Source organism: Alistipes sp. cv1 (genome assembly GCF_900240235.1).
GTDB lineage: Bacteria > Bacteroidota > Bacteroidia > Bacteroidales > Rikenellaceae > Alistipes_A > Alistipes_A hominis.
Map to the genome: position 1 here is coordinate 148,741 of NZ_OEPW01000007.1, position 26,362 is coordinate 175,102.

The window sequence follows — 26,362 nt, forward strand, 5'->3', positions numbered from 1 at the left end:
AAAATTGCGCGAAATCCAATAAAAATTTGCGGCGCCGAAAAGCCTTTCCGACAGCGAGGGAGCGCTCTTCGCCGACACGCTCCTCATCGAACGCGTCGTTCGGACATCAGGCTGATTATCAACCCCATTTCACCAGAGCGAAATCCATCCGGTGCGGCAGTTTCGCGTTCTTCGGGAACACGCGGATCGCCATATCGAACGAACCGGTCGCCTCGGGGGTGGACTGGATCGAATAATAGGCCTGAGTACCCTCCTCGCGCACGAAATTCAGTTCGCGTTTGGCGACCACCCGCACGTTGCCGTCGATGATCTGGTCGGAAAGAATCATTTCCACGCCGATGTCCTCCGGAGCGAGCCCGTCGATGTCCACGATTACCTCGATGTCGTAACTATGCCCGATCAAGATGGCCTCTTTGCCCATGTCGAGCCGCTTTACGCTGATCACATGCACCTTGTCCCACCGGCTGCTGACCCGCCGTTTCCAGGCCGCGATCTCGCGCGCCTGCGTATAGTCGTGGGCTACCATCTGCTGGTTCCGGTCGTACAGCTTATGGTAAAAACGCTCCTCGTAATCGGTCAGCATCCGATTGGTCGTAAAGTTGGCCGCAATATCCGCCACGCAGATCTTGACCGATTCGATCCAGTCGTTCGGAATGTTCTCCTCGTCGCGGCGGTAGTATTTCGGCACGATCTCCTCCTCGATCGTATTGTAGATCAATTCGGCGTCCATTTCGTCCTGGAAACCCTGGTCGTCGAACGTCCGTTCCATCGGCAGCATCCATCCGCCGCCTTTGCGATATCCCTCGACCCACCAGCCGTCCAACACGCTGAACTGCATCACGCCGTTCATGACGGCCTTTTCGCCGCTGGTGCCGGACGCTTCCAGCGGACGGGTCGGCGTATTGAGCCATACGTCGACACCCTGCACCATCCGGCGGGCCAACTCCATATCGTAATTCTGCAGGAAGATGATCTTCCCGGTAAACTGCGGCATCGCGGCCACTTCGACGATCCGTTTGATCAGGTCCTGGCCGGGTTTGTCGTTCGGATGCGCCTTGCCGGCGAAAATGAACTGCACGGGACACGTCGGATTGTTGACGATGTTGTTCAGCCGATCGAGGTTCGTAAAGAGCAGGTGCGCGCGTTTGTACGTGGCGAAGCGGCGTGCGAAACCGATCGTCAGTACGTCGGGCTTCAGCGCCTCCTGAATCCGGATCATCTGCCGCGGCGAGTCGAACCGGAACTGCTTCGGATCGCTGACGCGTTTTTTGATATGGTCGATCAGCTTGTTTTTCAGCACGAGACGGGCGTCCCACAACTCCCGGTTACTGATATTATGCACTTTCTGCCATGCCGAGATCTTGTAATCCTTTTCGAGGAACCCGTCCCCGAAAAACCGGGCGTACAGCCGGCGCAGGTTCGCGGCGCACCAGGTCGGGAAATGCACTCCGTTGGTCACGTAGCCGATATGCAGCTCGTCCTTGAAGTACCCCGGCCACATGCCGCCGAGGATCTCCTTGCTGACCTCGCCGTGCAGCCAGCTCACCCCGTTGACCTCCTGCGAAAGGTTGCAGGCCAAAAAACTCATCGAGAACTTTTCGTTCGGATCGTTCGGATTCGTCTTGCCGAGGTTGATGAATTGCTCCCACGTGATCTCCAGCCGGTCGGGGTAGTGGGACATGTACTGCCGGATCATCGATTCGGGGAAAGCGTCGTGTCCGGCCGGAACCGGCGTATGCGTCGTGAACAACGACGACGAACGCACCACCTCCAGGGCTTCGCTGAACGACAGCTTTTTATTGTGGATCAGGTTGCGGATCCGTTCGATCCCGGTGAAAGCCGCATGGCCTTCGTTGCAATGGTACACATCCTGCCGAATGCCCAGCGCCCGCAACGCCCGGATACCGCCGATGCCGAGCAGCATCTCCTGCTTGAGCCGGTTTTCCCAGTCGCCGCCGTACAGGTGGAACGTAATCGAACGGTCCTCCTCCTGGTTCAGGTCGTGATCGGTATCGAGCAGATACAGCTCGGTGCGCCCCACGTCGCAGCGCCAGATGCGCGCCGTAATGTCCCGTCCCGGGAAAGCGATCCGGATATCCATCCAGTTCCCCTCCTCGTCGCGCACCGGCGTGATCGGCAGCTTCAGGAAATTCTGGGCCTCGTAGCTGGCTTCCTGAGCGCCGGAAGCCGACAACCGCTGCGTGAAATAACCGTAACGGTACAGCAATCCGACCGCCACCATCGGCACGTTCTTGTCGCTGGCTTCTTTCAGGTAATCTCCGGCCAGAATCCCGAGTCCGCCCGAATAGATTTTCAGCGAACTGTGCAGTCCGTACTCCATGCTGAAATAGGCGATCTTCGGCCCTTCGGCATCGGCTTTCTGCCGCATATAATCCTCGAACTGCGCGTACACCGCATCCATCTTGCCGAGGAATATTTCGTCTTTTTCAAGCGCCAGAATCCGCGAATAGGTCAGCTTGTCGAGAAAGTCGATCGGATTCTTTTCGCATTTGACCCACAGCGCGTTGTCGATGTATTCGAACAGCTCGTAAGCGCTCATCGTCCACGACCACCACAGGTTTTTCGAAAGTTCTTCCAACGGACGCAGTCGTTCGGGCAGCTTGCGTTCGACCATCAGGCGCGTCCACGACGGGGTATTGCTAACCAACTGTTGTTTGACGAAGTTGATCTGCTCGGTATGCGCGCCGCCCCCGTCGTATGCGGCGCGGTTGTTCCGCGTCGTCGCCCGGTCGTTGGCCTTCCGGTACGCCTCGTAATAAAATTCGATCAGGTTTTTCCACAGCGCGATCTTCGATATCTCAAGGGCCGACACCCGGTACGAATCGTATTGCTGCCGATCCATCGCGCAATAATTTTTCAGCGCGTCCGAGATGGCCGCAACTACTTCCGAATCGTTCGTATCGTTGCGCGCGATCACGTCGACGCCCTTGTGTTCTTTCAGTTTGCCGTCGACCCACAGGCCGAACCCGGTCAGCGACGTAGTGATCGTCGGCACCGAGAAAGCGATGCTTTCCAGCGGAGTATACCCCCACGGCTCGTAATAGGACGGGAATACCGTCACGTCCATGCCGCACAGCAATTCGTAGTAGTGTTTGTTGAAAATCCCGTCGTCTCCGTTCAGATACGAAGGCACGAACACCAACTGTACCGGACACGCCGGGTCCATCAGGCGGGAATTTTTGATCCGGCCGATGATCGGGTCCCACTCCGGAGCCGAAAGATAATGCGTCGTATTGCGCAGCACGTTCGGATCGATCGGGTTGTTCGGATCGTTCAGGTGCGCCTGCAAGTCTTTGCGCGGCCCGTTGTTTCCGGCCGGCACGGTTACGTAGGCCAGCACCGGACGTTGCAACGAATCGTCTTCGGAGAGCTTCAACAGCGAATCGACGAACACGTCCAGTCCCTTGTTCTTGAACTCGTAACGCCCGCTGGTTCCGACGATCAGCGGTTCGCGGTCGTATTTGACGCCGAGACAGGCTTCGGCGACTTCGATCATCGCCTTGCGCGCCGAAGCGCGTTTCTCGAGCAACTCGGCCTCTTCCCAGACAATGTCGTCCTCGAAGCCGTTCGGCGTAACGACGTCGACCTCTTTGCCGAGCAGATAGCGGCACTCGCGCGCCGTCAGGTCGCTGACCGTCGCGAAACAGTCGAAATTGGCGGCCGACGTCTTTTCCAGCGAATGTTTGGCAACCACGTTGAACCGCCGCGCCAGTTCGTCGGCGTTCAACCGCGTCATATCGCCGTACAGCGGCAGTCCGTTGCCGGCGATACAACGCCCCATGACCGTCGCATGGGTGGTAAATACCGTGGCGACGTAAGGCGAATGTTTCTGTAGGTACAATCCGCCGCTGGCCGTCATCCATTCGTGGAAATGAGCCACCACCCGGTCGGTCGCCGAACAGAAATAATTCACGTAGCTCTCGATCACTTTGCCGGCGGCCGCCCCGAACAGCACGGGCTCGATATAATCCCACTGCCCGCTGATCGAATCGACCCGGTAACTCTCCCACAGGAATTTCAACACATCGTCCTTGCTCGAGAAAAACTGGCTGAAATCGACCAGGATCGTCAACGGCTTCCCTTTGACTTTCCACCGGCCGGTCTTGACCCGTATGTTATGATTGGCGAACAGCACTTGTTTCCACTCCTTGAGCAGCGCCGGGTCCTCCTCGAATTCGAGGTTGACATCCTCGCGGTGCACGTCGGGTCCGATCAGGATGTAATGGTCTCCCAGCTGTTTCGAAATTGTCAACGCTTTGGTTGCGATCACGGTATGGATGCCGCCGACCTTGTTGCACACCTCCCAACTCACCTCGAACAGATAGTCGGGCATCTTCTTAACTTCTTCGTTGTTTGACATTTTCATCTATTTTTAGATATACTTGATTTTCAATTTAACGTTCCTAACAAAGATACGTTTTGTTTCCGGAATCCCGGCGTCATTCCACATAAAAAAGATCGGATATCACCGTATCCGAAATCAGATAGTGTTCAAACGGAATGCGATACGCGGAGCCCGTGCGTACCAGCGTCCCTTCGGCCAGAAATTTAACGGCCAGCCGCGTGAAATATTGCAATTTCCGTGCCCCGAATCGACGTTCCAGCACGTCGGCGTCGAGCCCCGACGCCGTCCTCAGCGACGTCATCACGAACTCGTTGTAGGCGGCATGTTCCGACAGCGTTTCGCTTTCGAAATGCTCCTGCCGCGGTTCGCGCTCCAAGTAGAGCCGCACGTCCGCCGCATTCCACTGCCGGAGCGCCCCGTCGAACGAGTGCGCCGACGGCCCGACGCCGAGGTAACGGGTGCCGTTCCAGTAATTGCCGTTGTGCTGCGATCGGAATCCCGTCCGGGCGAAATTCGAAATCTCGTAATGTTCGAACCCGGCTCCGGTCAGCATCTCGTGCAACAAGCGGTACTGCGCTACGCTCCGTTCCGGATCGATTTCGCGCAACGCGCCGCGGCGCAGGCGTTTGCCGAAAACGGTTCCCGGCTCGACCGAAAGATGATAGGCCGAAATATGCTGTACGCCGAGCCGGATCGCCTGTCCGACGTTTTGTTCCCACTCCGCGAGGCTCATCTGCGGGATGCCGTAAATCAGGTCCACCGTCAGGTTTTCGAAGCCGGCCCGCTGCGCCTCCCCGACGGCCCGCACGGCCGATGCCGCATCGTGGCGCCGGTGCATCCACCGCAAATCGCGGTCGATGAACGACTGAATTCCGATGCTGAGCCGATTCACGCCCTCGACTCGCAGCGCGGTCAGCCAATCCGCCGTCAGGTCGTCCGGATTGGCTTCGACGGTTACCTCCTGCAGCCCGGATACGTCGTAAACGTCCCGAATACGGCCGATCAACGCCCCCAGTTCCGACGGCGTGCAGAGCGACGGCGTGCCGCCGCCGACGTAAACCGTCCGCACCGGTTCGCCCTGCAGAAAACCGGCACGACAGGCCAACTCGTCCGCAACGGCAGCGAGCACGGCCTCTTTTTTGGCAAGCAACGTGCAGGAATAAAAATCGCAGTAATGGCATTTACTTTTGCAAAACGGGATATGAATGTAAATGCCGGCCATAAAATCTGGGGTATTAAAACAATCCGTACGGTTATTATGCATACCTTTGCGGGCGGTTTCCGCACGGATTCCGATGATTACAAAAATATGGAAAAAAAGAGACATATAAAGGTCGCCGGGGTCCTTTTTTTCGTCTGGACGGCGGTAATTCTCTACGGGTCGCTAAGTCCGGGCGACGATTTGCCCCCGATGGGATGGTTGGCCCGGATCCCCCATTTCGACAAGATCGTCCACTTCTGTTTCTATCTCGGACAGGTGCTTCTGTTGCTGCTGTGGCTGCAACCGTCGCGCGGAAACCGGATCTGGGTCGCCTTGTGCGCCATTATTTTTTCCGGAACCATCGAACTGCTGCAAGGGGAGTACTTCGACCGGAGCGCCGACTGGCTGGACTTCGCGGCCAATTCGGCCGGAGCGCTGGCGGGGATTCCGCTCGCCCGGCTGGCCGAACGACTGATTTTTAAAAAAGATTCCGGGAACGAAACGCCCCCGAACAACGACAATTAACTGCTTAACAGAAATTTATCGGAGCGAACCGATAATAATTTTTTTTAATATTTTAATTGTTATTTTGGTAACAATACGTATCTTTGCCGCTGATTACCGGATAAAACCGGACTGAACGATACTTCCGAAAGAGGAGCATTAACTAAATAAATTAAAATTATGTCAAAGATTGATTTGAGCAAGTACGGGATCACGGGCGTTACCGAGATCGTACACAATCCCTCTTACGATCAACTGTTCGCAGAGGAGACCAAACCGGGTCTGCAAGGTTTCGAAAAAGGACAAGTAACCGATATGGGAGCCGTAAACGTGATGACCGGCGTTTACACCGGCCGCTCTCCGAAAGATAAATTTTTCGTGAAAGACGCCGTAACCGAGAACACGATCTGGTGGACTTCCGACGAATACAAGAACGACAACAAGCCGATCAGCGAAAAGAGCTGGAAAGTGCTGAAAGACATCGCCACCGACGAGCTTTCGAAAAAACGCCTGTTCGTCGTCGACACGTTCTGCGGAGCCAACGAAAACAGCCGCCTGAAGATCCGCTTCATCATGGAAGTGGCCTGGCAAGCTCATTTCGTGACCAATATGTTCATTCGCCCGACCGCCGAAGAGTTGGCCGACTACGGCGAACCCGACTTCGTCGTACTGAACGCGTCGAAAGCCAAAGTGGAAAACTACAAGGAACTGGGGCTGAACTCCGAAACGGCGGTCGTATTCAACCTGACCGAAAAGATGCAGGTCATCATCAACACCTGGTACGGCGGCGAAATGAAAAAAGGCATGTTCTCTTACATGAACTACCTGCTGCCGCTCAAAGGCATGGCTTCGATGCACTGCTCGGCCAACACCGACCTGAAGGGCGGCAACACCGCAATCTTCTTCGGGCTGTCCGGCACCGGCAAAACCACCCTTTCGACCGACCCGAAACGTCTGCTGATCGGCGACGACGAGCACGGCTGGGACAACGACGGCGTCTTCAACTTCGAGGGCGGCTGCTACGCGAAAGTGATCAACCTCGACAAGGATAGCGAACCGGACATCTGGAACGCCATCAAGCGCGACGCGCTGCTCGAAAACGTAACGGTGCGTGCGGACGGTTCGATCGATTTCGCCGACAAATCGGTAACCGAAAACACCCGCGTTTCGTATCCGATCTACCACATCGAGAACATCGTTAAACCGGTTTCGAAAGGCCCGGCTGCCGAAAAGGTGATCTTCCTGTCGGCCGACGCTTTCGGCGTGCTGCCTCCGGTTTCGATCCTGACCCCGGAACAGACCAAATACTACTTCCTGTCCGGCTTCACCGCCAAACTGGCCGGAACCGAACGCGGCATCACCGAACCGACTCCGACCTTCTCGGCCTGCTTCGGCGCAGCCTTCCTGTCGCTGCATCCGACCAAATACGGGGAGGAACTGGTGAAAAAAATGCAGGCTTCCGGCGCAAAGGCCTATCTGGTTAACACCGGATGGAACGGAACCGGCAAGCGTATTTCGATCAAGGACACCCGCGGAATCATCGACGCGATCCTCGACGGTTCGATAGACAAGGCTCCGACCAAAAAGATGCCGTACTTCGACTTCGAAATTCCGACCGCGCTGCCGGGCGTAGACCCGAAGATCCTCGATCCGCGCGACACCTATGCGGAAGCCGCGCAGTGGGATGCCAAAGCCAAAGACCTGGCCGAACGTTTCATCAAGAACTTCAAGAAATTCGAAGGCAACGAAGCCGGCAAGAAACTGGTTGCCGCCGGCCCGAAACTTTAAGACGAGAATCCTTTATAACCGAAAAAATCCCGGCGCAAAAACGCCGGGATTTTTTTCTTCGGCCCGCATCCGATCTCCGCGCCAAAATCATTACCCTTAGTCGTTAGACAAACCTGCGTCCGGCCCCGAAACCGCCGGAACATGAAACGAACCCAACCGATGAATCTGTTTGAAACCGAAACGTGGAGAGCGTTTTTCCCGAACTTTATCGCCGTAGTGGCCAGTATCGTCCTGACTTTCGGGACGGACAGGGCCATCCAGGAGTACAACCACCGTCAGGACATCCGGGAAGTCATCGCGGTGCTGAAAGCGGATGCACGCGAATCGTTCGAGTATTACCGGGAAACCGCCGACAACTGCCGCCGCATCTGCGCTTCCACCGACCGCATCGTACGGGCCGGCGACCGCTACGACACGTTGCCGCCCGAAATGCTCGGAAAATTCCTGACGCTGTTGCTCGAAAAAAACGTATTCACCTCCACGTCGGCCTCGGAAGACATCCTGAAACAATCGGGGACGATGCAGTACATGGAGCCCGAACTGCTGTCGGTCATCGACGATATCCGGCTGGCCGAGAATTCGATCAACGACGCCATTGCGGGATGCGTATCGGATATGGAAACGATACGCACGGGCCTGTACATGGATTCCCGCCGCTTTCCCGAAGCGCTCCGGGATACGCTCCCGTCGGGAGAAGGAACCGTGGCGGCCGTAAGGTTCGTGATGGAGTATCCGCCTTGCCACAACTACACGGTCAAAAATCCGTTCGGCGACCTGGCCCGGTCGATCGAAAAGAGTTGCGCCGACCTGGAAGATGCGCTGAACCGGATCACGGAGGCAGGATACTGACGATCGCGCGGCGCATCCCGCCATCGGGACAAAAATTTAAGGGACGGTTTTTCGAAAAACCGTCCCTTATCGATTCATGCGATCGAAAATCTTACTGCCTTCGGGCGATCCCGATATAGTAGATCAGCGTCACGACCGCCGACAGAGCCGCGACCAAATAGGTGCGCGCCGCCCATGCCAACGCCTCTTTCGCCTGCGCGGCCTGTTCGCCCTTCAACGTGTAGCTGCCGGTCAGCCATTCCATCGCGCGAGCCGAAGCATTGTACTCGACCGGCAGGGTGATGAGACTGAAAACGGCCGATACGGCGATCATACCGATCCCGATCCAAAACAGCGCCGGATAGGTATTCAGCAGCAACATTCCGGCAATAATCACCCACATCGCCCACTGCGACGAAAAACTAACCACCGGCACCAGCGCCGAACGCATTTTCAGCGGAGCGTACTCGCGGGCGTGCTGCACGGCATGGCCGCACTCGTGGGCGGCTACCGCCGCCGCGGCCACACTGTTGCTGCTATAAACCGACTCGCTGAGATTGACGGTCTTCGTGGCCGGATTGTAGTGATCGGTCAGGTGCCCCGGCGTCGAAACCACCTTCACGTCGTAAATCCCGTTGTCGTGCAGCATCCGTTCGGCCACGTCCTTACCGGTCAGACCGCCGGGAAACATCACTTTGGAATACTTTTTAAAAACCGATTGGAGCTTCGCCTGCACGATAAAACCGACGATCGCAATAACGATCAGCAACACCCATTCCGCATTGATTGGTCCTAAATACATTTTTCAACTTTTTTCTTTGTGCACGCTGCAAGACGTGCGGTTTCAACTTATGATCTGTTTTTAAGAATAAAACGTTTTTGCTCGCGCTTTATTACGTTGTTTCGGATTCCTGTTTCCGGAAAGTCATATAGGCATTGGCCTGCTGCGACGGCATTACCTCGATGTCGTTGATATTGACGTGCGGCGGCAGCGAAACGACCCATGCGACGATCCCGGCAATGTCGTCGCCGGTCAGCGGTTCGACGCCGCGGTACACCTCCGCGGCCCGTTTCTTATCCCCGTGGAAACGCACCGTCGAAAATTCGGTATCGACCATACCGGGACGGATCTCGGTCACTTTGATCCCGTGACTCAGGAAATCCATCCGCATCCCCTGTGAAAGCGCGTGCACGGCATGCTTCGAAGCACTGTAAACGGCTCCGTTCTCATAAGCCTGCGTTCCGGCGATCGAACCGAGGTTGACGATATGCCCTCCCTTGCCGCGCCGGATCATCCACCCCGACACGACGCGGGTCACGTACAGCAACCCTTTGACGTTCGTGTCGATCATCCGTTCCCAGTCGTGCGGGTCGCCCTCGTCGAGGTGCTCGAAACCGGACGCCAGTCCCGCATTGTTGACCAGCAGGTCCACTTCCCGGAAACGGTCGGGCAACGCGCTCAGCGCGCCTTCGGTCTGAAAACGGTCCCGGATGTCGAATCCCAGCACATGCACTTTCACGCCGTACTCTCTTTCCAGTTCGTCGTTGAGTTTCTGCAAACGGTCGGTGCGCCTCCCGGTGATTACGAGGTCGTACCCCAGCCGCGCCAGTGCGCGGGCGGTGGCAGTCCCTATTCCCGAGGAAGCGCCGGTAACCAAAGCTGTCTTTTCCATAACGGCATTTTATTAATACGGTAGCGTTTTTTCGCCCGTTCTGCGCGCAGGCGCAAAAACCAACCTCCCGATTATATGCAAAAATACGAAATTTTACGTTACTTTGTAGCTTTTAAACTATTTTACGGCGGATATGGGCAGACTGAACCTCGAATATTTCCTGGCGCGGCGAATCGCGACGCAAACCGGCGGGCGCAAAAACAACGTGATGGTGCGCATCGCCACGCTGAGCGTCGCGATCGGCATCGCCGTAATGATCATATCGCTCAGCGTGATTTTCGGATTCAAGCGAGAGATCGCCGCGAAACTGAGCGGATTCGGCTCCCATGTTCAGATCGTCAACCTCGACGGGAACGTTTCGTACGAAACGGTTCCCATTTCGAAAAACCAGCCGTTCCTGTCGCAAATCCGCAGCGTGCGGAATTTTTCGGGAATGTATCCCTATGCCGTCACGATCGGCATTCCGCGCGGAGAACGCGCGATGCAGGGCGTCGTACTGAAGGGAGTGGACAGCACGTACGACTGGTCGTTTTTCCGACAAAACCTCGTGGAGGGCGAACTGCCCGACGTGCAAAGCGGCGTCCGCACCAAGGATATCGCGGTCTCCCGTTCGCTGGCGGACCTGCTCGAAGTTTCGGTCGGGGATCCGCTGGAAATGCTGTTCATCCAGGATCCGCCGCGGCGCGACCTCTTCCGGGTCGCGGGCATTTACGACACGCAGTTCAGCGAAATAGACCACATGATGGTGCTGACCGACCTACGCAACGTCCAGCGACTCAACGGATGGGATTCGACGCAGATCACCGGGTTCGAAATCGCCACGTCCGATTTCGGACGGCTGGAGCCTTTTACGGACGACGTCTACCAAGTCGTTTTCGACAACCTGACGGGAGACGAACACGACTCGTTGCGCGTCATCAACATCCGGGAGCGTTTCCCGATGATCTTCGACTGGCTCGACGCGCACAACGTCAACGCCGGAGTCATCATTACGGTGATGCTGCTCGTGGCGCTGTTCAACATGATCGCCGCCCTGCTGATCATCCTGCTCGAACGCACGTCGATGATCGGCACGCTGAAAGCGCTCGGCATGGGGAACCGCGCCCTGCAGAAGATGTTCGTGATCCGCTCGTCGTTCGTCATTATAAAAGGAATGTTTTGGGGCAACGTGGTCGGCATCGGCCTGTGTCTCTTACAGCACTGCACCGGATGGATTTCGCTGAGCCAGGAGGGATATTTCCTGACCACCGTACCGATTTTCATCGACTGGGGGTGGCTGGCGCTGCTGAATGCCGCGACCTTCCTGTTCATTGTAGCGCTGCTGGCTTTGCCGACGATGATAATTTCACTAATTTTGCCGGAGAAAACGATCCGCTTCGAATAGTGCCGAACGATGAAACCCTATAACCAGACGGAAAGCAAAAAAGAACAGGTGCGAACGATGTTCGACGGGATCGCCCGCCGGTACGACCTGCTGAACCACTTGTTGTCGCTCGGCATCGACCGGGGATGGCGCCGCCGGGTGGTGCGAATGGTGCGCCTGCACCGGCCCGCCGAAATCCTGGATATGGCGACCGGCACGGGCGACCTGGCCATCATGCTGGCCGAAGCGTGTCCCGCAGCGCAGATCACCGGCATCGACCTCTCCGAACGGATGCTGGCCATCGGCCGCGAAAAGGTGGAACGGAAAGGACTCTCCGGCCGCATCCGGCTGTCGCAGGGAGACGCCGAGACGCCCCGATACGGCGAAGGAAGGTTCGACGCCGCCACCGTAGCGTTCGGCGTCCGCAACTTCGAAGACTTGCCGGGCGGAATGACCGGCCTGTACCGGGCCCTGAAGCCCGGCGGAAGGCTTTACGTGCTGGAATTCGGTATGCCGCAGAACCGGATCTTCAGAGCCTGTTACGGATTCTACTTTCTCCGGGTGCTGCCCCGGATCGGCGGAATGATCTCGAAAGACGGCGCGGCCTACGCCTACTTGCCCGAATCGGTCGGCGAATTTCCCTACGGGAAACGCTTCACCGAAATTCTCCGCGACGCGGGCTTCCGCAACGCGCGTTTCAAAAACCTGTTCGGCGGCGTAGCGCAGATTTACAGCGCCGAAAAGCCCGTTTCATCGACGTAAAAACAATCAAGCCCATGAAAAAACTGATTATCCTGCTGCTGATACTGCCGATCGTTTCGTGCGTACGGGTCGAAGATCTCTCCTACGACGGAATCGAATCCGTACAAGTCCAGTCCGTAGGCACTTCCCAGACGGCCATCGACCTGTTCGTACGCGCGTCGAACGGATCGGGAACGAACCTCACGGTCGCGCGCGCCGAACTGACGCTGGAAAAGGGCGACCGAACGCTGGTTCAGGCCCGGGTGGACGAAAAGGTAAAACTGCCTCGCAAATTCGACGGTACGGTGCGCGTTCCGGTCAACGTGCGTTTCGAAGGCGGTATGCTCGGCGCGATCGGCGTAATGAGCACGCTGTCGCGGGGCGTCCAAGGAACGACCGTCTCCGGCGTCGTCGTAGCCCGGGCCGGCCTGATGCGCAAAAAATACGTAATCGAGGATATGGAGACCGAACGCTTTCTCAGGCAGTTCGGGATCAAGCTTTCCGACATCCTGCAAAATATCGATCTATGAAAAAGTTCATGACGATTCTGCTGCCGCTCGCCGCTGCCGCAGCCACGGTCGCAGCCCAGGGACTGGGCGGGTTTAAAAACCAACTGGCCGCACCGGACGGTTCCTACGGCAGCCGCATACAGATTACCGAGCACGGCACGGCCGCTTCGGCCGTCAGTTCGATGCAGACGAACCAGTCCGGCGTCAAAATACGCGGATATCGGGTACGCATCTTTTCGGACAACAGCCAGAACGCGCGTTCGGCGGGGCAGAATGCGCTCAGCCGCTTTCGGGAGTTATATCCGGGCATACCGGCCGACATGACTTACGACACTCCTTATTTCAAGGTCACCGTCGGCAACTGCCTGACTGCGGAAGAAGCGACCATCCTGTGGGGAAAGATCAAAGACGCTTTCGACCGCGCATTCGTCGCCCGCGAAGAGATTCCGTTGTCGTCTTTCAAGGAGAGCCAGTCGCTTCTCCCCGACAGTTCCGCCGGGAATGCCGCCGCAAAAGAGTAATATTCGGGGCTTTCGATCCCGGCGCCGCTTCGGTTATACGAAAAATATCCGACAAAACCAAATTTTTTACCGGGAAAATTCATTTTTCGGCAAAAATTTCACTGGATAACTGTTCCAATAACCAATCATTTTTATACCTTTGCGCCTGAATAATTCAACCAATTAATTCTTGTCACTATGAAAACTTTTACTAAATCTGTAATGATGCTCGCAGTTGTTGCTGCCTGCGTTTCTTTCGCTTCTTGCGGTAACGCCGGCGCTGAAAAAGCCAAAGCCGACTCGATCGCCGCTGCCAAGGCTGCCGATTCGATCGCTGCCGCCGAAGCTGCTGCTGCCGCCGCTGCCGCTGCTGCTGCCGATACGACCGCTGCCGCTGCCGACACGGCTGCTGCCGCTCAATAATCGCGGGCGTTTTCGGACGCTTACAGATAAAAAGTAAAGGATCTTCCAGGAAGACCCTTTATTTTTTTGCCCCAAAAAAGAAACCGGCGGTTTCCGACCGAAAAGCAAGCCGGCTTCCCCCGATCGGGGGAAGCCGGCTTGCCGTTTTCTTCAAACGGATCCCGTCCTATTTATAATAATCGAACGTCCCGTTCTGATGCGTAATCGTCACCGAAGCCTTATCGGCCGCTTCGACACGACCGACGACCTGCGCATCGACCCCGAAGCTTTTCGAAATCCGGATCAGGTCGTCCGCCACGGCTTCGCTGTCGACGTAAAGCTCCATCCGGTGTCCCATGTTGAACACGCTGTACATTTCGCGCCACGGCGTCTGCGATTCCCGCTGGATAATCCGGAACAGCAACGGCGTTTCGAACAGATTATCCTTGACCACGTGCAACTTGTCGATAAAATGCAGAATTTTGGTTTGTCCGCCGCCGCTGCAATGGATCATGCCGCGAATATCGCCGCGGTGCTCCTGCAACATTGCCCGGACAACCGGAGCGTATGTCCGCGTCGGCGACAGCACCAGTTTGCCGACCGTCAGCGGACATCCCTTTACGGTATCGGTCAAACGGTATTTACCGGTATAAACCAAATCTTTGGGAACCTCCGGATCGAACGTTTCCGGATACTTCTCGCCGACGATCTTCGCAAAAACGTCGTGCCGGGCCGAAGTCAATCCGTTGCTGCCCATCCCTCCGTTGTATTCGTCCTCGTAGGTCGCCTGTCCCGACGAACTGAGTCCGACGATATAACAGCCGCTGCGGATATTCGCATTGTCGATCACGTCGCTGCGCCGGGTACGCGCCGTTACGGTGCTGTCGACGATAATCGTCCGCACCAAGTCGCCCACGTCGGCCGTTTCGCCCCCGGTCGAATAGATCCCGACCCCCAGTTCGCGCAAGTGTTGCAAAAACTCTTCGGTGCCGTTGATCACCGCGGCGATCACCTCGCCGGGGATCAGGTGCTTGTTCCGCCCGATGGTCGACGACAGCAGAATGTTGTCGGTCACGCCGACGCACAGCAGGTCGTCGGTATTCATGACGACCGCGTCCTGCGCGATGCCTTTCCACACCGACAAGTCGCCGGTTTCCCGCCAGTAAGCGTAAGCCAACGCCGATTTGGTGCCGGCTCCGTCGGCATGCATGACGAGACACGACCCGTCGTCGCCCGACAGAAAATCCGGAATGATTTTACAAAACGCCTTGGGGTAAAGCCCCTTGTCGATGCTTTTGATCGCAGCGTGCACGTCCTCTTTCGACGACGAAACCCCGCGTCCCGCGTAACGTGATGATGATTCAGACATAATTTCAGTTCGAATAATGCGTTACAAAGATAGCCATTAAATTTCGGTTTGTCTGTATTTTTTCGTAATTTTGCTTGTTACAAATCCGAAAAAGATGAACATCGTAACTGGAAAACAAGAGTCCGTATACGACCTGATCCGGAGCATGAGCAAGGCGGAGAAGCGCAACTTCAAACTCTACGCCACCCGCCTGTCCGGCAACCAGGAAGCGAAGTTCATTTCGCTTTTCGACTGCATGGACGCGTTGGACGAATACGACGAAACGAAAATCCTCCAGCGCTGCCCGATCAAGAAGGAACAGCTGCCGAACATGAAGGCGCACCTCTACAAACAGATCCTGGTCAGCATCCGGCTGCTCGACGCGCAACGCACGGTTCCGATCCAACTTCGCGAACAGATCGACTTCGCCCGCATCCTGTACGACAAGGGATTGTTCCGGCAAAGCACCAAGATCCTCGAAAAGGCGAAAGAACAGGCGCTGTTCTACGAACAGTACACGCAGGCTATCGAAATCATCGAGTTTCAGAAAAGGCTCGGGACGCTGAGCGTCTCCCGCGGACTGGTCGCCAAAAGCGAAACGGTCAGCCGGCAAGTCGCCGAATTGTGCACGCGGATCAAAAACATCAACGAACTGTCGAACAGCGGGTCGCAGCTCTACGGGCTCTACCTGCAACTGGGATACGCCCGTACGCAGAAAGACCTCGACATGATCGTCCAGGTCTACGGCCCGACGCTGGCGAAATACGACGACGAACGGCAGCTTTCGTTCACCGAAAAAGTATACCTGTACCAGGCGCAGGTCTGGTACAACTACATCCGGCACGATATGCTGACGTGCTACAAATACGTCTGTCGCTGGATACTGCTGTTCGACAGCGCGCCGCACATGAAAGAGCTGATGTACGATCTCTACCTGCGGGGATACTCCCGGCTGCTTGACGGACTCTATCTGCTGCGCAGCTACCGGCGGTTCATCCAGAAATTGGACGACTTCGAAGACGAAGCCGACTCGATCGCCGCCATCAACGACAACGCCCGGATGATCTGGCAGCAGATCATTTACGTCAACCGCATCAACAAGCATTTCTGGGAAGGCACATTCGCGGAAGGCATCCGGACGATCCCGGAAGTGGAGCGGTATATCCGCGACTACGGGACCGAGTTGGATATCCACCACCGGATGGTGCTTTGCTACAAAATCGCCTGCCTCTATTTCGGACACGGCGACTACCGCAAGTGCATGGACTACCTCGGAAGGATCATCAGCACGCGCGATCCGCGCATCCACCGCGATCTGCAATGCTACGCCCGCATCCTGAACCTGATCGCCTCTTACGAAGCGGGCATCGACTACAACCTGGACTACCAGGTGCGCTCGGTGTGCCTGTTCCTGGTCAAGATGAACGACATGCACCAGGTGCAACAGGAGATCATGGCCTTCCTCAAACGGCTCAACTCGATGTACGCCACCAACCTGAAAGAAGAGCTGCGCCAACTGTACGAACGGCTCAAACCGCTCGAGCACCACCCGTTCGAACGCCGGACGTTTTATTACCTCGACATTTTGTCGTGGCTCGAGAGCAAACAAAAGGGGAGTTCGGTCGCCGAGATCATTCGCAGGCGGTTTCTCGAAGAGAACGGCGGGAAATAGCCGGCACGAAAAATGCGGACGGCGTAAAATCCCGTCGCAGCGCGCATGTTAAATTGTAATTTAAAAAAAATAATTTTTTTTTATCCGCTGACAATTTTCGGCCAGATTTCGCAAAAGGCTTATCATTTGAAATCAATACCGGAAATTTAAAAAACATTTAGTAACGAATCGAACCGTTATATTTTTAACACCGGTACGATCCGCCGGCCGAATGCCCGATCGTCGTTTGCCGTTCTGATATTATTCACCTATTTTTACGGTCGCAAACACCGACAGTGCGAAAAAACAAATCTCTATAAAATTCCGAATCCTATGGAAAAACACGTTCAAAAGTATGTCGACGATTTCATGGCCGATATCATCGCCAGAAATCCGGGTGAAAAAGAGTTTCACCAGGCCGTACACGAGGTCGTAGAATCGCTGGCCCCGTACATCCTCGAAAATCCCGTGCTCCAGAAAATGAAAGTCCTGGAACGCATCGCCGAACCCGAACGAATCGTGATGTTCCGCGTTCCGTGGCTCAACGACAAGGGGGAGATCGAGATCAACAAAGGCTACCGCGTCGAAATGAACAGCGCGATCGGCCCCTATAAAGGCGGCATCCGTTTCCACTCGTCGGTAAACCTGAGCATTCTGAAGTTCCTCGCCTTCGAGCAAACCTTCAAAAACAGCCTGACGACGCTGCCGATGGGCGGCGGCAAGGGCGGCTCGGACTTCAACCCGAAAGGCAAGTCCGATAACGAAGTAATGCGCTTTTGCCAGTCGTTCATGACCGAACTGCAACGTCACATCGGAGCAAACACGGACGTGCCGGCCGGCGACATCGGCGTGGGCGGACGCGAAATCGGCTTCATGTTCGGCCAGTACAAGCGGCTGCGCAACGAATTTACCGGCACGCTGACCGGCAAGGGCCTCGGCTGGGGCGGCAGTCCGCTGCGTCCGGAAGCCACCGGGTACGGCACCTGCTACTTCGCCCAGGAGATGCTGGCTACGCGGGGCGAAAGCTTCAAAGGCAAGACCGTAGCGATTTCCGGATCGGGCAACGTGGCGCAGTACGCCTGCGAAAAGGCGACCCAGCTCGGCGCCAAGGTCGTAACGCTTTCCGATTCGTCGGGATACATCTACGACCCGAAAGGCATCGATGCCGATAAGCTGGCCTATGTAATGGAACTGAAAAACATTTTCCGAGGCCGCATCAAAGAGTACGCTGAAAAATATCCGGAAGCCACCTACTACGAAGGACAGCGTCCGTGGAGCGTAAAATGCGACATCGCGATGCCGTGCGCCACGCAGAACGAACTGAACGGCGACGAGGCCCAAACGCTGATCGCAAACGGCTGTTTCTGCGTTGCCGAAGGCGCCAACATGCCCTCTACGCCCGAAGCGATCAAGGCCTTCCTGGACAACAAACTGCTGTACTCGCCGGGCAAGGCGTCGAACGCCGGCGGCGTAGCCACTTCCGGCCTCGAAATGACGCAGAACTCGATGCGTCTGTCATGGTCTCCGCAGGAAGTCGACCAGAAACTGCACTCGATCATGAAAGACATCCACGCCGCTTGCGTGAAATACGGCACCGGCCCCGACGGATACGTCAACTACGTCAACGGCGCCAACATTGCCGGCTTCATGAAAGTGGCCAACGCCATGCTGGCCCAGGGCTGCGTATAAGATCCTTTACTTTCCTGATATTAAAAACGTTCCCGGATTTCCGGGAACGTTTTTTCGTTTCGCGCGGCAGGAAGCGCCGGCAGCAAAAACAAACGATAAAAAATCATCCCGAATCCGACGTTCCGTCGCAATTTATTATCCCGAAACAGGCTCGATTTTGAAAAAAAACGTTACATTTGTAGCAATTGGAAAGTAAATAAAATTAAAAATGCCTGATTGTCATGATGAGGTAACGCGACATAAAAAACCGGACTGGCTGAAAATCAAGCTCCATAACAGTAGTAATTTCGGCGAAGTAGCTCGCATCGTACAGGAACATGGGCTGCATACGATATGCAGCAGCGGACGATGCCCCAACCAAGCCGAATGCTGGAGCCGCAGAACAGCGACTTTCATGATCCTGGGTGAAATCTGTACCCGTTCGTGCAAGTTCTGTGCGACAGCCACCGGAAAACCGTTACCGCCCGACCCGGATGAGCCGCAGAAACTCGCCCGTTCCGTTCGATTGATGGGATTGAAACATTGTGTCGTCACTTCCGTAACGCGTGACGATCTGCCCGACGGCGGAGCCGAAATATGGGCGGAAGCGGTACGGGCCGTTCGCCGCGAAAATCCGGATACTTCGATCGAATTGCTGATTCCCGACTTCGATGCGCGGGAAGACCTGATCGACACGGTGATCGCCGCCAAACCGGATATTATCGGACACAACGTCGAAACCGTCGCCCGGCTGACTCCGCAGGTGCGCTCGCGCGCCCGTTACGAAGTCAGTCTCAAAACTTTGTCGCATATCGCGCGGTCGGGCTGCCGAACCAAAAGCGGCCTGATGGTCGGTCTCGGCGAAACCGACGACGAAGTGCTCGCCGCGATCGACGACCTGGTCGCCAACGGCGTCCGGATTATGACGATCGGCCAATACCTGCGGCCCACGCTGAAACACCTGCCGGTCGCCGATTACGTAACTCCTGAAAAATTCGCAACTTACAAGGAAGAAGCGCTGCGACGCGGTATGCTTTACGTCGAAAGCGGCCCGATGGTGCGTTCGTCCTACATGGCCGAGAAGGCGATGCAATGTTGCGGAAGCAAAAAATAAACGAAACATGGAAACCGTTACCAGCAAATACGTCGGACGGACGGAATACTCCGCAGCCTGGGAAGAGCAGAAACGCTTCTTCAACGCCCTGCTGGACGCCAAACGAAACGGTGGCGGACAAGCGGAGCAGGTACTGCTCTTCGTCGAACACCCGCACGTCTATACGCTCGGCAAAAGCGGGCACGCGTCGAACCTGCTGGTCGACGACGGTTTCCTGAAACGGATCGGGGCCACTTATTTCCAGACCGACCGCGGCGGGGACATCACCTACCACGGTCTCGGACAGTTGGTCGGCTATCCGATTCTCGATCTCGAACGGCTCGGCACGAACCTGAAGGATTATATTTGGACGATCGAGGAGAGCGTGATCCGGACGATCGCCGAATACGGTATCGCCGGCGGACGACTCGCCGGCGCGACCGGCGTATGGATCGAAGGAGATTCCCCGCGCGCGCGAAAAATCTGCGCGATCGGAGTCAAAGCGTCCCGTTACGTAACGATGCACGGCTTCGCGCTGAACGTAACGACCGACCTGCGCTATTTTTCGTACATCAATCCGTGCGGATTCGTCGACAAAGGAGTCACGTCGATCGAAAAGGAGACCGGGATGCGGCCGACGCTGGAAGAGGTCGCCCGCAAATTCGCCGCGCATTTCGGACAATTGCTCCGCTGCGAGGTACGGTGACGGCACGCGGGAAGGGCCGGGGCCCGTCGCCCGGGAAACAGGGACGGATTAAAATTTGATTAATAAGCAATTAATAAATAAAAAACGTTATGTCAGCAGAAAAAAGATGGGTACTCAAGCCCCAAGGGGATGCTGCGAAGGTGGCCGCGCTGGCCGCCGCGCTCGATATCCCGCCGGTGCTTGCCAACCTACTTGTTCAGCGTGGCATCGAAACCGAAGAGGAAGCATGGCAATTCTTTAACCCGAAACTGGAGAACCTGCACGATCCGTTCCTGATGAAGGATATGGACCGCGCCGTCGAACGGATCGACAAAGCCGTCAAACGAAACGAGCCGATCATGGTCTACGGCGATTACGACGTAGACGGAACGACCGCCGTCGCGCTGGTCTATTCGTTCCTGCGCCGGTTGGGACTCTCGTCGCTGCTGTTCTACATTCCCGACCGCTACACCGAAGGCTACGGCATTTCGGTCAAAGCGATCGACTACGCGCAGCGCAAGGGCGTGGGGCTGATCATCGCGCTCGACTGCGGGATCAAAGCGACGGAAAAGGTCGCCTATGCCAAGACCAAAGGAATCGACTTTATCATCTGCGACCATCACCTGCCGGGGGACACCATTCCCGAAGCGGTGGCGGTGCTCGACTCCAAGCGGCCCGACTGCAACTATCCGTTCAAGGAACTGTCGGGATGCGGCGTAGGGTTCAAAATGCTACAGGGGTATTGTCAGTTCAAAGGATTGCCTTTCTCGGAAGTGGAATGCCTGCTCGACCTGGTAGTCGTTAGCATCGCCTCGGACATCGTGCCGCTGGTAGGCGAAAACCGGATTCTGGCCTATTACGGCCTCAAACGCCTGAACGAAAAGCCCGGCAAGGGCCTTTCGTCGATCATTAAAATCTGCGGCCTCGACAAGCATGTCATCACCATCGACGACATCGTATTCAAGATCGGGCCGCGTATCAACGCGGCGGGCCGCATGGAAGTCGATTCCGACGACGAGAACGCCGCTCCGTCGGGCGGACACTCGGCCGTATACCTGATGGTGGCGCGCGACGAAGAGGTCGCCTCCGAATACGGGGCCTTCATCGACACCTGCAATCAGGACCGCAAGAACATCGACCGTTCGATCACACAGGAAGCCCACGAGATCATCGAAAGCCGGCCGGAACTGAAAAACCGCAAAAGCACGGTGATCTATAATCCGAAATGGATGAAGGGGATCGTCGGCATCGTGGCCTCCCGGCTAATCGAGACTTACTATCGGCCGACCGTCGTACTGACGATGAGCAACGGGTACGTCACCGGTTCGGCGCGCAGCGTGCCGGGCTTCGACCTGTACCAGGCCGTCGAATCGTGCGCCGACCTGTTGGAAAATTTCGGAGGACATATCTATGCGGCAGGCCTGACGATGCGGCCCGAAAACGTGGAAGAGTTCACGCGGCGGTTCAACGATTATGTCGAGGAGCACATCGATCCCGAAATGCTGATCCCGCAGGTGGAGATCGACTCGGAATTGCTGTTCAGCGACATCACGCACAAATTCCGGACGACGTTAAACCGTTTCCAACCGTTCGGCCCGGAAAACAACGCGCCGGTATTCGTAACGCGCGGCGTCAGCAACCGCGGCGACGCCCGGTTGGTCGGGGCGGAGCAGGAACACCTGAAAATGGACCTGATCCAGGGACAGAAACCGAACACATCGATCCCGGCCATCGCGTTCCAGCAACCGACCCATTACGAGCATGTGCGTTCGGGCAAATGCATCGACGTCTGCTATTCGGTCGTCGAGAACCACTACCGGGGCACCGTGTCGGCCCAACTGCGAATCAAAGACATCAAAAAAACGCCCGTAAAATAATTTTCCGAGGAAAAACGCAAGAGACTGCCCCGCAATGCGGCGACAGTCTCTTTTTATTGCAAACGGGCATCGTTTCTCCGTTATTTCAGCACCCTGACCCAGACCTCCCGCACTTCGATCTGATCGTCGAGCACTCCCGATATCCGCATCGTATCCCGCTCTACGCCGATTTGATAGACGGCCTGTTTCCCGATAAAACGGACCATCCCCGGCAAGCCGTAATCGATCGTTTCGGTATAGGTATCCCCGTCGAGCCGGTAGGTTCCGCCGGCCCCGTTGAAGACCGTTCCCTCGGCATCGGACATCAGCATCCATGAAAAATGTCCGTCGGTAATCTGCTTGATCTCGGTAAATTCAGCCGGAAACTCTTTCATCGCCGAATCCCGGGCCGGATTGTTCCGAACGAGCCTCCAGACGCCCGTAATATTCGTTTCCTCTGGAGATACCTGCCCCTTGCATGCAATGCCGGATATCGCCAAAGTAAACAAGGTCAGAATTAAAACCGCTTTTGTTTTCATAACGAATAATTTTAAGGTTTTCGGTATTTCAAATTTTAAAAAAATATTCCTATAATCCAAACACATATACAAAAAAGCGACTCCCCGTCCGAGAAGTCGCTTCCGATAGAGCGATGAAATACCGTTTTATCCTAATACCGGTAGAAATCGGCCTTGTAAGGACCTTCGACCGGCACGCCGATATAATCGGCCTGTTTCTGCGTCAGTTTGGTCAGGTGCACGCCGAGGTTCTCCAGATGCAGCCGAGCCACCTCTTCGTCGAGGTGCTTTGGCAGGCGGTAAACGTTCACTTCCATCTTTTCGGTCCACAGCTCGATCTGCGCCAGCGTCTGGTTCGTAAACGAATTGCTCATCACGAACGACGGATGGCCGGTCGCGCAACCCAGATTGACCAAACGCCCTTCGGCCAGCACGAAAATGGCGTGTCCGTCGGGGAACGTATACTTGTCGACCTGCGGTTTGATCTCGGTGCGCGCGATCCCCGGATAGGCGTTCAGCTTATCCATCTGGATTTCGTTGTCGAAATGCCCGATGTTGCAGACGATCGCCTGATCGCGCATTTTTTCCATGTGTTCGACCCGCAGGATATCGCAGTTGCCGGTCGTCGTGACGTAAATATTGCCTTCGGGCAGAGCGTCTTCGACCGTCTTCACCTCGAATCCTTCCATCGCGGCCTGCAACGCGCAGATCGGGTCGATCTCGGTCACGATCACCCGTGCTCCGTAAGAACGCATACTCGCGGCGCAGCCTTTGCCCACGTCGCCGTAACCGCATACGACCACCACCTTGCCGGCGATCATCACGTCGGTCGCCCGTTTAATCCCGTCGGCCAGCGATTCGCGGCAACCGTACAGGTTGTCGAACTTGCTTTTGGTCACCGAATCGTTCACGTTGATGGCCGGAAACAGCAACTCGCCGCGGGCCTGCATCTGATACAGCCGGTGCACGCCGGTCGTAGTCTCCTCGGAAACCCCTTTCAACGCCTCCACCGTGCGGTGCCATTTGCCGTTGTCCTCGGCTAACAATTTTTTCAGAACGTCGAGAATCACCGCCTCTTCATGGTTGGACGGAGCGTAATCGAGCGTTTTCGGATCGTTCTCGGCCGCATATCCCTTATGAACCAGCAGCGTAGCGTCGCCGCCGTCGTCAACGATCAGATTCGGACCTTTGCCGCCGGGAAAACTCAACGCCATCGCCGTACACCACCAGTATTCTTCGAGCGTTTCGCCCTTCCAGGCGAACACCGGCACGCCGGCCTCGGCGATCGCGGCGGCGGCATGATCCTGCGTCGAAAAAATATTGCAACTGGCCCACCGCACGTCGGCTCCCAACTCGACCAGCGTCTCGATCAGCACGGCCGTCTGGATCGTCATGTGCAGCGACCCCATCACGCGGGCCCCCTGCAACGGTTTCTGCGCACTGTACTTCCGGCGGACGGCCATCAGTCCGGGCATCTCTTTCTCGGCGATCTCGATCTCCTTGCGTCCCCAGCCGGCCAACGCGATGTCGGCCACTTTGTAAGGCAAATTCAAATCCAACAACATATTCCGTATTTTTTTATGATTATCGTTCTTCTTCCCGTTCTTTTCGAAAAACCGGACGATCTGCGCCCGGTCGGCTTCGATCTGCCGCCGAAGCTCTTCGACAGACCCGAATTTCCGTTCGCTGCGAACAAATTCCAACAGGTCGACCGTAACGGTGCGACCGTACAGATCGCCGTCGAACCCGAGCACATGCGCTTCGAGCACCCGATCCAAACCGCTGCCCACCGTCGGCTTACGCCCGAGATTCACCATCGCGGGCCACACCTTCCCGTCCACCGTGAAATGCGCGGCATACACGCCGTTACGCGCCGGCACCGACTCGCCTACGGCAAGATTGGCCGTCGGGAAACCGAGCCGGCGGCCGAGCCGGTTTCCGCCGACCACTTCGCCCGTAATCTGAAAATCCATCCTGAAAAATAAACTCCGCACGCCGCGCACCCCGGACGAAAGCTCCGCCGGAAACGGCAAACAGGCTGCGGATTCTGTTTTATTGCTTACATTTGTGCCTGCAAATGTAAAAAGAATAATCAAGATTTGCGAACGGAATGTCACGCATCCGCTTTCCGCCGGACGGGAAATTCGGAAAAGGCATTGACAAAAAGGTTTGTTTTTTGTACCTTGCTTGGGCTACGAAAGGGTACGCATATTTTGACACGATGGAGCGCAAAAACCGCAAAATATACTACACGATGGGGGAGGTGTCGGAGATGTTCGACGTCAATCCGTCGCTGATCCGTTTCTGGGAACAGAAATTCGACATCCTCAAACCCGACAAGAACAAAAAGGGCAACCGATTGTTCACGCCGAAAGACGTCGAAAACCTGAAACTGATCTATCACCTGGTCAAAGAGAACGGGATGACGCTCGCCGGAGCGGCCAAACGGTTGCGGGACAACCGCGAAGGCGTGGAGCGCAACCTTGAGATCATCGAAAAACTACAGGGTATGCGCGCCTTGCTGCTGGAAGTCCGCGAAGAGTTGAAATCGGGCGGCGACGAAATCTTCATCGACACCTCGGTACCGGAAACCGCGACGGCTGCGCCGTCGCTGCAAACCGATGCCGCAGCCGTGCCGGACGCGCCGCCCGCCGCCGAGGAATCCGTCGAAGGACCGGCCGTACCGCGGTTTTTGCAGCGCGAGATCCCGATCCCGCCGCAGCCGGCGACCGCCGCGCCGCGTTTCGGCCTGCCGGAAGAGGCCGCACGCACGGAAGAACCGACCGCAACGCCCGAACCGGAACAGCCCCGGCGTCCGGTAATCGTCGAACAATCGCTGTTTTAACCATCCGATAAAACGAACGACATGAAAATACGCGACGTAGCAACCGTCATCGAAGAGTTCGCTCCGCTGCAACTGCAGGAAACCTACGACAACAGCGGGCTGAACATCGGATTCCCGGATGCCGAACTGACGGGCGTTCTGATCTGCGTGGACGTCACCGAAGCGGTCGTCGACGAAGCGATCGGGCACAGGGCCAACCTGATCGTGTCGCATCACCCGCTGCTATTCCACCCGTTACGCCGGATCGTCGGGGCCGACGCTTCGCAACGGATCGCCGCGCGCTGCCTGATCGCCGGCATCTCGCTCTATGCCGCGCACACCAATCTGGACAGCGCCGACGGGGGTATGAGTTTCCGGCTCGGGCAATTGCTCGGACTGCAAAATATGCGGACGCTGAAACCGAATCCGGAAACAGTTCCCGAATCGGGGTTCGGCATCGTCGGGGAACTGCCCGGCAGAGCGCGCCCGACGCTGGAGTTTCTGCGAGAGACCAAACGACTGTTGAACTGCGACGCGATCCGTTACAGCGCCCTGTGCCGCGAAACCGTCTCACGCATAGCGCTGTGCACCGGAGCCGGAGCTTCGATGATCGAAGACGCCGTCGCTGCGGGCGCGGATCTCTACCTGTCGTCGGACTTCAAATACAACGATTTCTACACTCCGGACGGACGGATCGTCGCGGCAGACGTAGGACATTTCGAAAGCGAATATTGCGCAATAGCACTTTTGCATGATATTATTACAAAAAAAATAGCTACTTTTGCAGTTCGCAAGAGTGAACATTCGATAAACCCGGTAAATTATTTAGTTTAAGAAATTTCTT

At 56.4% G+C, this 26,362-nt stretch carries 22 protein-coding genes and 1 pseudogene; 15 read left to right on the top strand and 8 right to left on the bottom strand.

What is annotated here, in order from left to right:
• Positions 1 to 118: 118 nt before the first annotated feature.
• Both glgP and hemW read right to left on the bottom strand, forming a co-directional pair.
• Positions 119 to 4,381: an alpha-glucan family phosphorylase gene (gene glgP / locus C1A08_RS11485; protein WP_101573676.1), complete on the bottom strand. Its 4,263-nt coding sequence runs from the start codon at positions 4,379 to 4,381 to the stop codon at positions 119 to 121.
• A gap of 79 nt (positions 4,382 to 4,460) precedes the next feature.
• The gene (hemW, locus tag C1A08_RS11490; RefSeq protein WP_101573677.1) at positions 4,461 to 5,588 is read right to left on the bottom strand and encodes a radical SAM family heme chaperone HemW; all 1,128 of its coding nucleotides are present in this window, start codon (positions 5,586 to 5,588) and stop codon (positions 4,461 to 4,463) included.
• Between the two features lie 87 nt (positions 5,589 to 5,675).
• Between hemW and C1A08_RS11495 the strand changes: the two genes are divergently transcribed.
• From C1A08_RS11495 to C1A08_RS11505, 3 genes are all read left to right on the top strand, one after another.
• Positions 5,676 to 6,092 carry a VanZ family protein gene (locus C1A08_RS11495; protein WP_172970720.1) on the top strand — a complete coding sequence of 139 codons (417 nt, stop codon included), beginning with the start codon at positions 5,676 to 5,678 and terminating at the stop codon, positions 6,090 to 6,092.
• Positions 6,093 to 6,251: 159 nt separating this feature from the next.
• The gene (pckA, locus tag C1A08_RS11500) at positions 6,252 to 7,859 is read left to right on the top strand and encodes a phosphoenolpyruvate carboxykinase (ATP) (protein WP_101573597.1); all 1,608 of its coding nucleotides are present in this window, start codon (positions 6,252 to 6,254) and stop codon (positions 7,857 to 7,859) included.
• 141 nt (positions 7,860 to 8,000) lie between these two features.
• Positions 8,001 to 8,708, top strand: a complete 708-nt coding sequence (locus C1A08_RS11505; RefSeq protein WP_101573599.1) for a hypothetical protein — start codon at positions 8,001 to 8,003, stop codon at positions 8,706 to 8,708.
• Between the two features lie 91 nt (positions 8,709 to 8,799).
• On the opposite strand, the gene C1A08_RS11510 is transcribed toward C1A08_RS11505, so the two are convergent.
• Both C1A08_RS11510 and C1A08_RS11515 read right to left on the bottom strand, forming a co-directional pair.
• Positions 8,800 to 9,489 (bottom strand): zinc metallopeptidase, encoded by a 690-nt coding sequence (locus tag C1A08_RS11510; protein WP_101573601.1) that lies wholly within the window; start codon positions 9,487 to 9,489, stop codon positions 8,800 to 8,802.
• 91 nt (positions 9,490 to 9,580) lie between these two features.
• Positions 9,581 to 10,360 (bottom strand): SDR family NAD(P)-dependent oxidoreductase, encoded by a 780-nt coding sequence (locus tag C1A08_RS11515; protein ID WP_101573603.1) that lies wholly within the window; start codon positions 10,358 to 10,360, stop codon positions 9,581 to 9,583.
• A gap of 133 nt (positions 10,361 to 10,493) precedes the next feature.
• Here C1A08_RS11515 and C1A08_RS11520 point away from each other — a divergent pair, with 133 nt between their 5' ends.
• From C1A08_RS11520 to C1A08_RS11540, 5 genes are all read left to right on the top strand, one after another.
• The gene (locus C1A08_RS11520; protein ID WP_101573605.1) at positions 10,494 to 11,744 is read left to right on the top strand and encodes an ABC transporter permease; all 1,251 of its coding nucleotides are present in this window, start codon (positions 10,494 to 10,496) and stop codon (positions 11,742 to 11,744) included.
• 9 nt (positions 11,745 to 11,753) lie between these two features.
• Positions 11,754 to 12,485, top strand: a complete 732-nt coding sequence (gene ubiE, locus C1A08_RS11525) for a bifunctional demethylmenaquinone methyltransferase/2-methoxy-6-polyprenyl-1,4-benzoquinol methylase UbiE (protein ID WP_101573607.1) — start codon at positions 11,754 to 11,756, stop codon at positions 12,483 to 12,485.
• Positions 12,486 to 12,499: 14 nt separating this feature from the next.
• On the top strand, positions 12,500 to 12,994 hold the full coding sequence (locus C1A08_RS11530) for a hypothetical protein (protein WP_101573609.1): 495 nt from the start codon (positions 12,500 to 12,502) through the stop codon (positions 12,992 to 12,994).
• Positions 12,991 to 13,494: a hypothetical protein gene (locus tag C1A08_RS11535; RefSeq protein ID WP_101573611.1), complete on the top strand. Its 504-nt coding sequence runs from the start codon at positions 12,991 to 12,993 to the stop codon at positions 13,492 to 13,494. Before C1A08_RS11530 ends, C1A08_RS11535 begins: the two co-directional genes overlap by 4 nt.
• Before the next feature lie 177 nt (positions 13,495 to 13,671).
• Complete coding sequence (locus C1A08_RS11540; protein WP_172970721.1) at positions 13,672 to 13,896, top strand: hypothetical protein; 225 nt, start codon at positions 13,672 to 13,674, stop codon at positions 13,894 to 13,896.
• Positions 13,897 to 14,062: 166 nt separating this feature from the next.
• Here the strand turns inward: C1A08_RS11540 and C1A08_RS11545 are convergent, their stop codons facing one another.
• Positions 14,063 to 15,244: an AIR synthase related protein gene (locus tag C1A08_RS11545; protein WP_055202994.1), complete on the bottom strand. Its 1,182-nt coding sequence runs from the start codon at positions 15,242 to 15,244 to the stop codon at positions 14,063 to 14,065.
• A gap of 94 nt (positions 15,245 to 15,338) precedes the next feature.
• Here C1A08_RS11545 and C1A08_RS11550 point away from each other — a divergent pair, with 94 nt between their 5' ends.
• The 5 genes from C1A08_RS11550 to recJ all read left to right on the top strand — a co-directional run bounded on the left by C1A08_RS11550 (position 15,339) and on the right by recJ (position 22,197).
• Positions 15,339 to 16,895: a hypothetical protein gene (locus tag C1A08_RS11550; RefSeq protein ID WP_055202992.1), complete on the top strand. Its 1,557-nt coding sequence runs from the start codon at positions 15,339 to 15,341 to the stop codon at positions 16,893 to 16,895.
• A 312-nt stretch (positions 16,896 to 17,207) separates the two neighbouring features.
• Positions 17,208 to 18,563, top strand: a complete 1,356-nt coding sequence (gene gdhA, locus C1A08_RS11555; RefSeq protein ID WP_055202990.1) for an NADP-specific glutamate dehydrogenase — start codon at positions 17,208 to 17,210, stop codon at positions 18,561 to 18,563.
• 208 nt (positions 18,564 to 18,771) lie between these two features.
• Positions 18,772 to 19,656, top strand: a complete 885-nt coding sequence (lipA, locus tag C1A08_RS11560) for a lipoyl synthase (RefSeq protein ID WP_101573613.1) — start codon at positions 18,772 to 18,774, stop codon at positions 19,654 to 19,656.
• Between the two features lie 7 nt (positions 19,657 to 19,663).
• The gene (gene lipB / locus C1A08_RS11565; RefSeq protein WP_101573615.1) at positions 19,664 to 20,341 is read left to right on the top strand and encodes a lipoyl(octanoyl) transferase LipB; all 678 of its coding nucleotides are present in this window, start codon (positions 19,664 to 19,666) and stop codon (positions 20,339 to 20,341) included.
• Between the two features lie 89 nt (positions 20,342 to 20,430).
• Complete coding sequence (recJ, locus tag C1A08_RS11570) at positions 20,431 to 22,197, top strand: single-stranded-DNA-specific exonuclease RecJ (RefSeq protein WP_101573617.1); 1,767 nt, start codon at positions 20,431 to 20,433, stop codon at positions 22,195 to 22,197.
• A gap of 80 nt (positions 22,198 to 22,277) precedes the next feature.
• On the opposite strand, the gene C1A08_RS11575 is transcribed toward recJ, so the two are convergent.
• The 3 genes and pseudogenes from C1A08_RS11575 to C1A08_RS13450 form a co-directional block, all read right to left on the bottom strand.
• Positions 22,278 to 22,715 carry a hypothetical protein gene (locus tag C1A08_RS11575; protein WP_101573619.1) on the bottom strand — a complete coding sequence of 146 codons (438 nt, stop codon included), beginning with the start codon at positions 22,713 to 22,715 and terminating at the stop codon, positions 22,278 to 22,280.
• Between the two features lie 131 nt (positions 22,716 to 22,846).
• The gene (gene ahcY, locus C1A08_RS11580) at positions 22,847 to 24,259 is read right to left on the bottom strand and encodes an adenosylhomocysteinase (RefSeq protein ID WP_257937114.1); all 1,413 of its coding nucleotides are present in this window, start codon (positions 24,257 to 24,259) and stop codon (positions 22,847 to 22,849) included.
• Between the two features lie 63 nt (positions 24,260 to 24,322).
• Positions 24,323 to 24,667, bottom strand: a pseudogene (locus C1A08_RS13450) (riboflavin kinase); the annotation flags it as partial.
• Between the two features lie 203 nt (positions 24,668 to 24,870).
• On the opposite strand from C1A08_RS13450, the gene C1A08_RS11585 reads away from it, so the two are divergent.
• Positions 24,871 to 25,539 carry a MerR family transcriptional regulator gene (locus C1A08_RS11585; RefSeq protein WP_306345983.1) on the top strand — a complete coding sequence of 223 codons (669 nt, stop codon included), beginning with the start codon at positions 24,871 to 24,873 and terminating at the stop codon, positions 25,537 to 25,539.
• Positions 25,540 to 25,560: 21 nt separating this feature from the next.
• Positions 25,561 to 26,352 (top strand): Nif3-like dinuclear metal center hexameric protein, encoded by a 792-nt coding sequence (locus C1A08_RS11590; RefSeq protein WP_101573621.1) that lies wholly within the window; start codon positions 25,561 to 25,563, stop codon positions 26,350 to 26,352.
• The last annotated feature ends 10 nt before the right edge of the window (positions 26,353 to 26,362 follow it).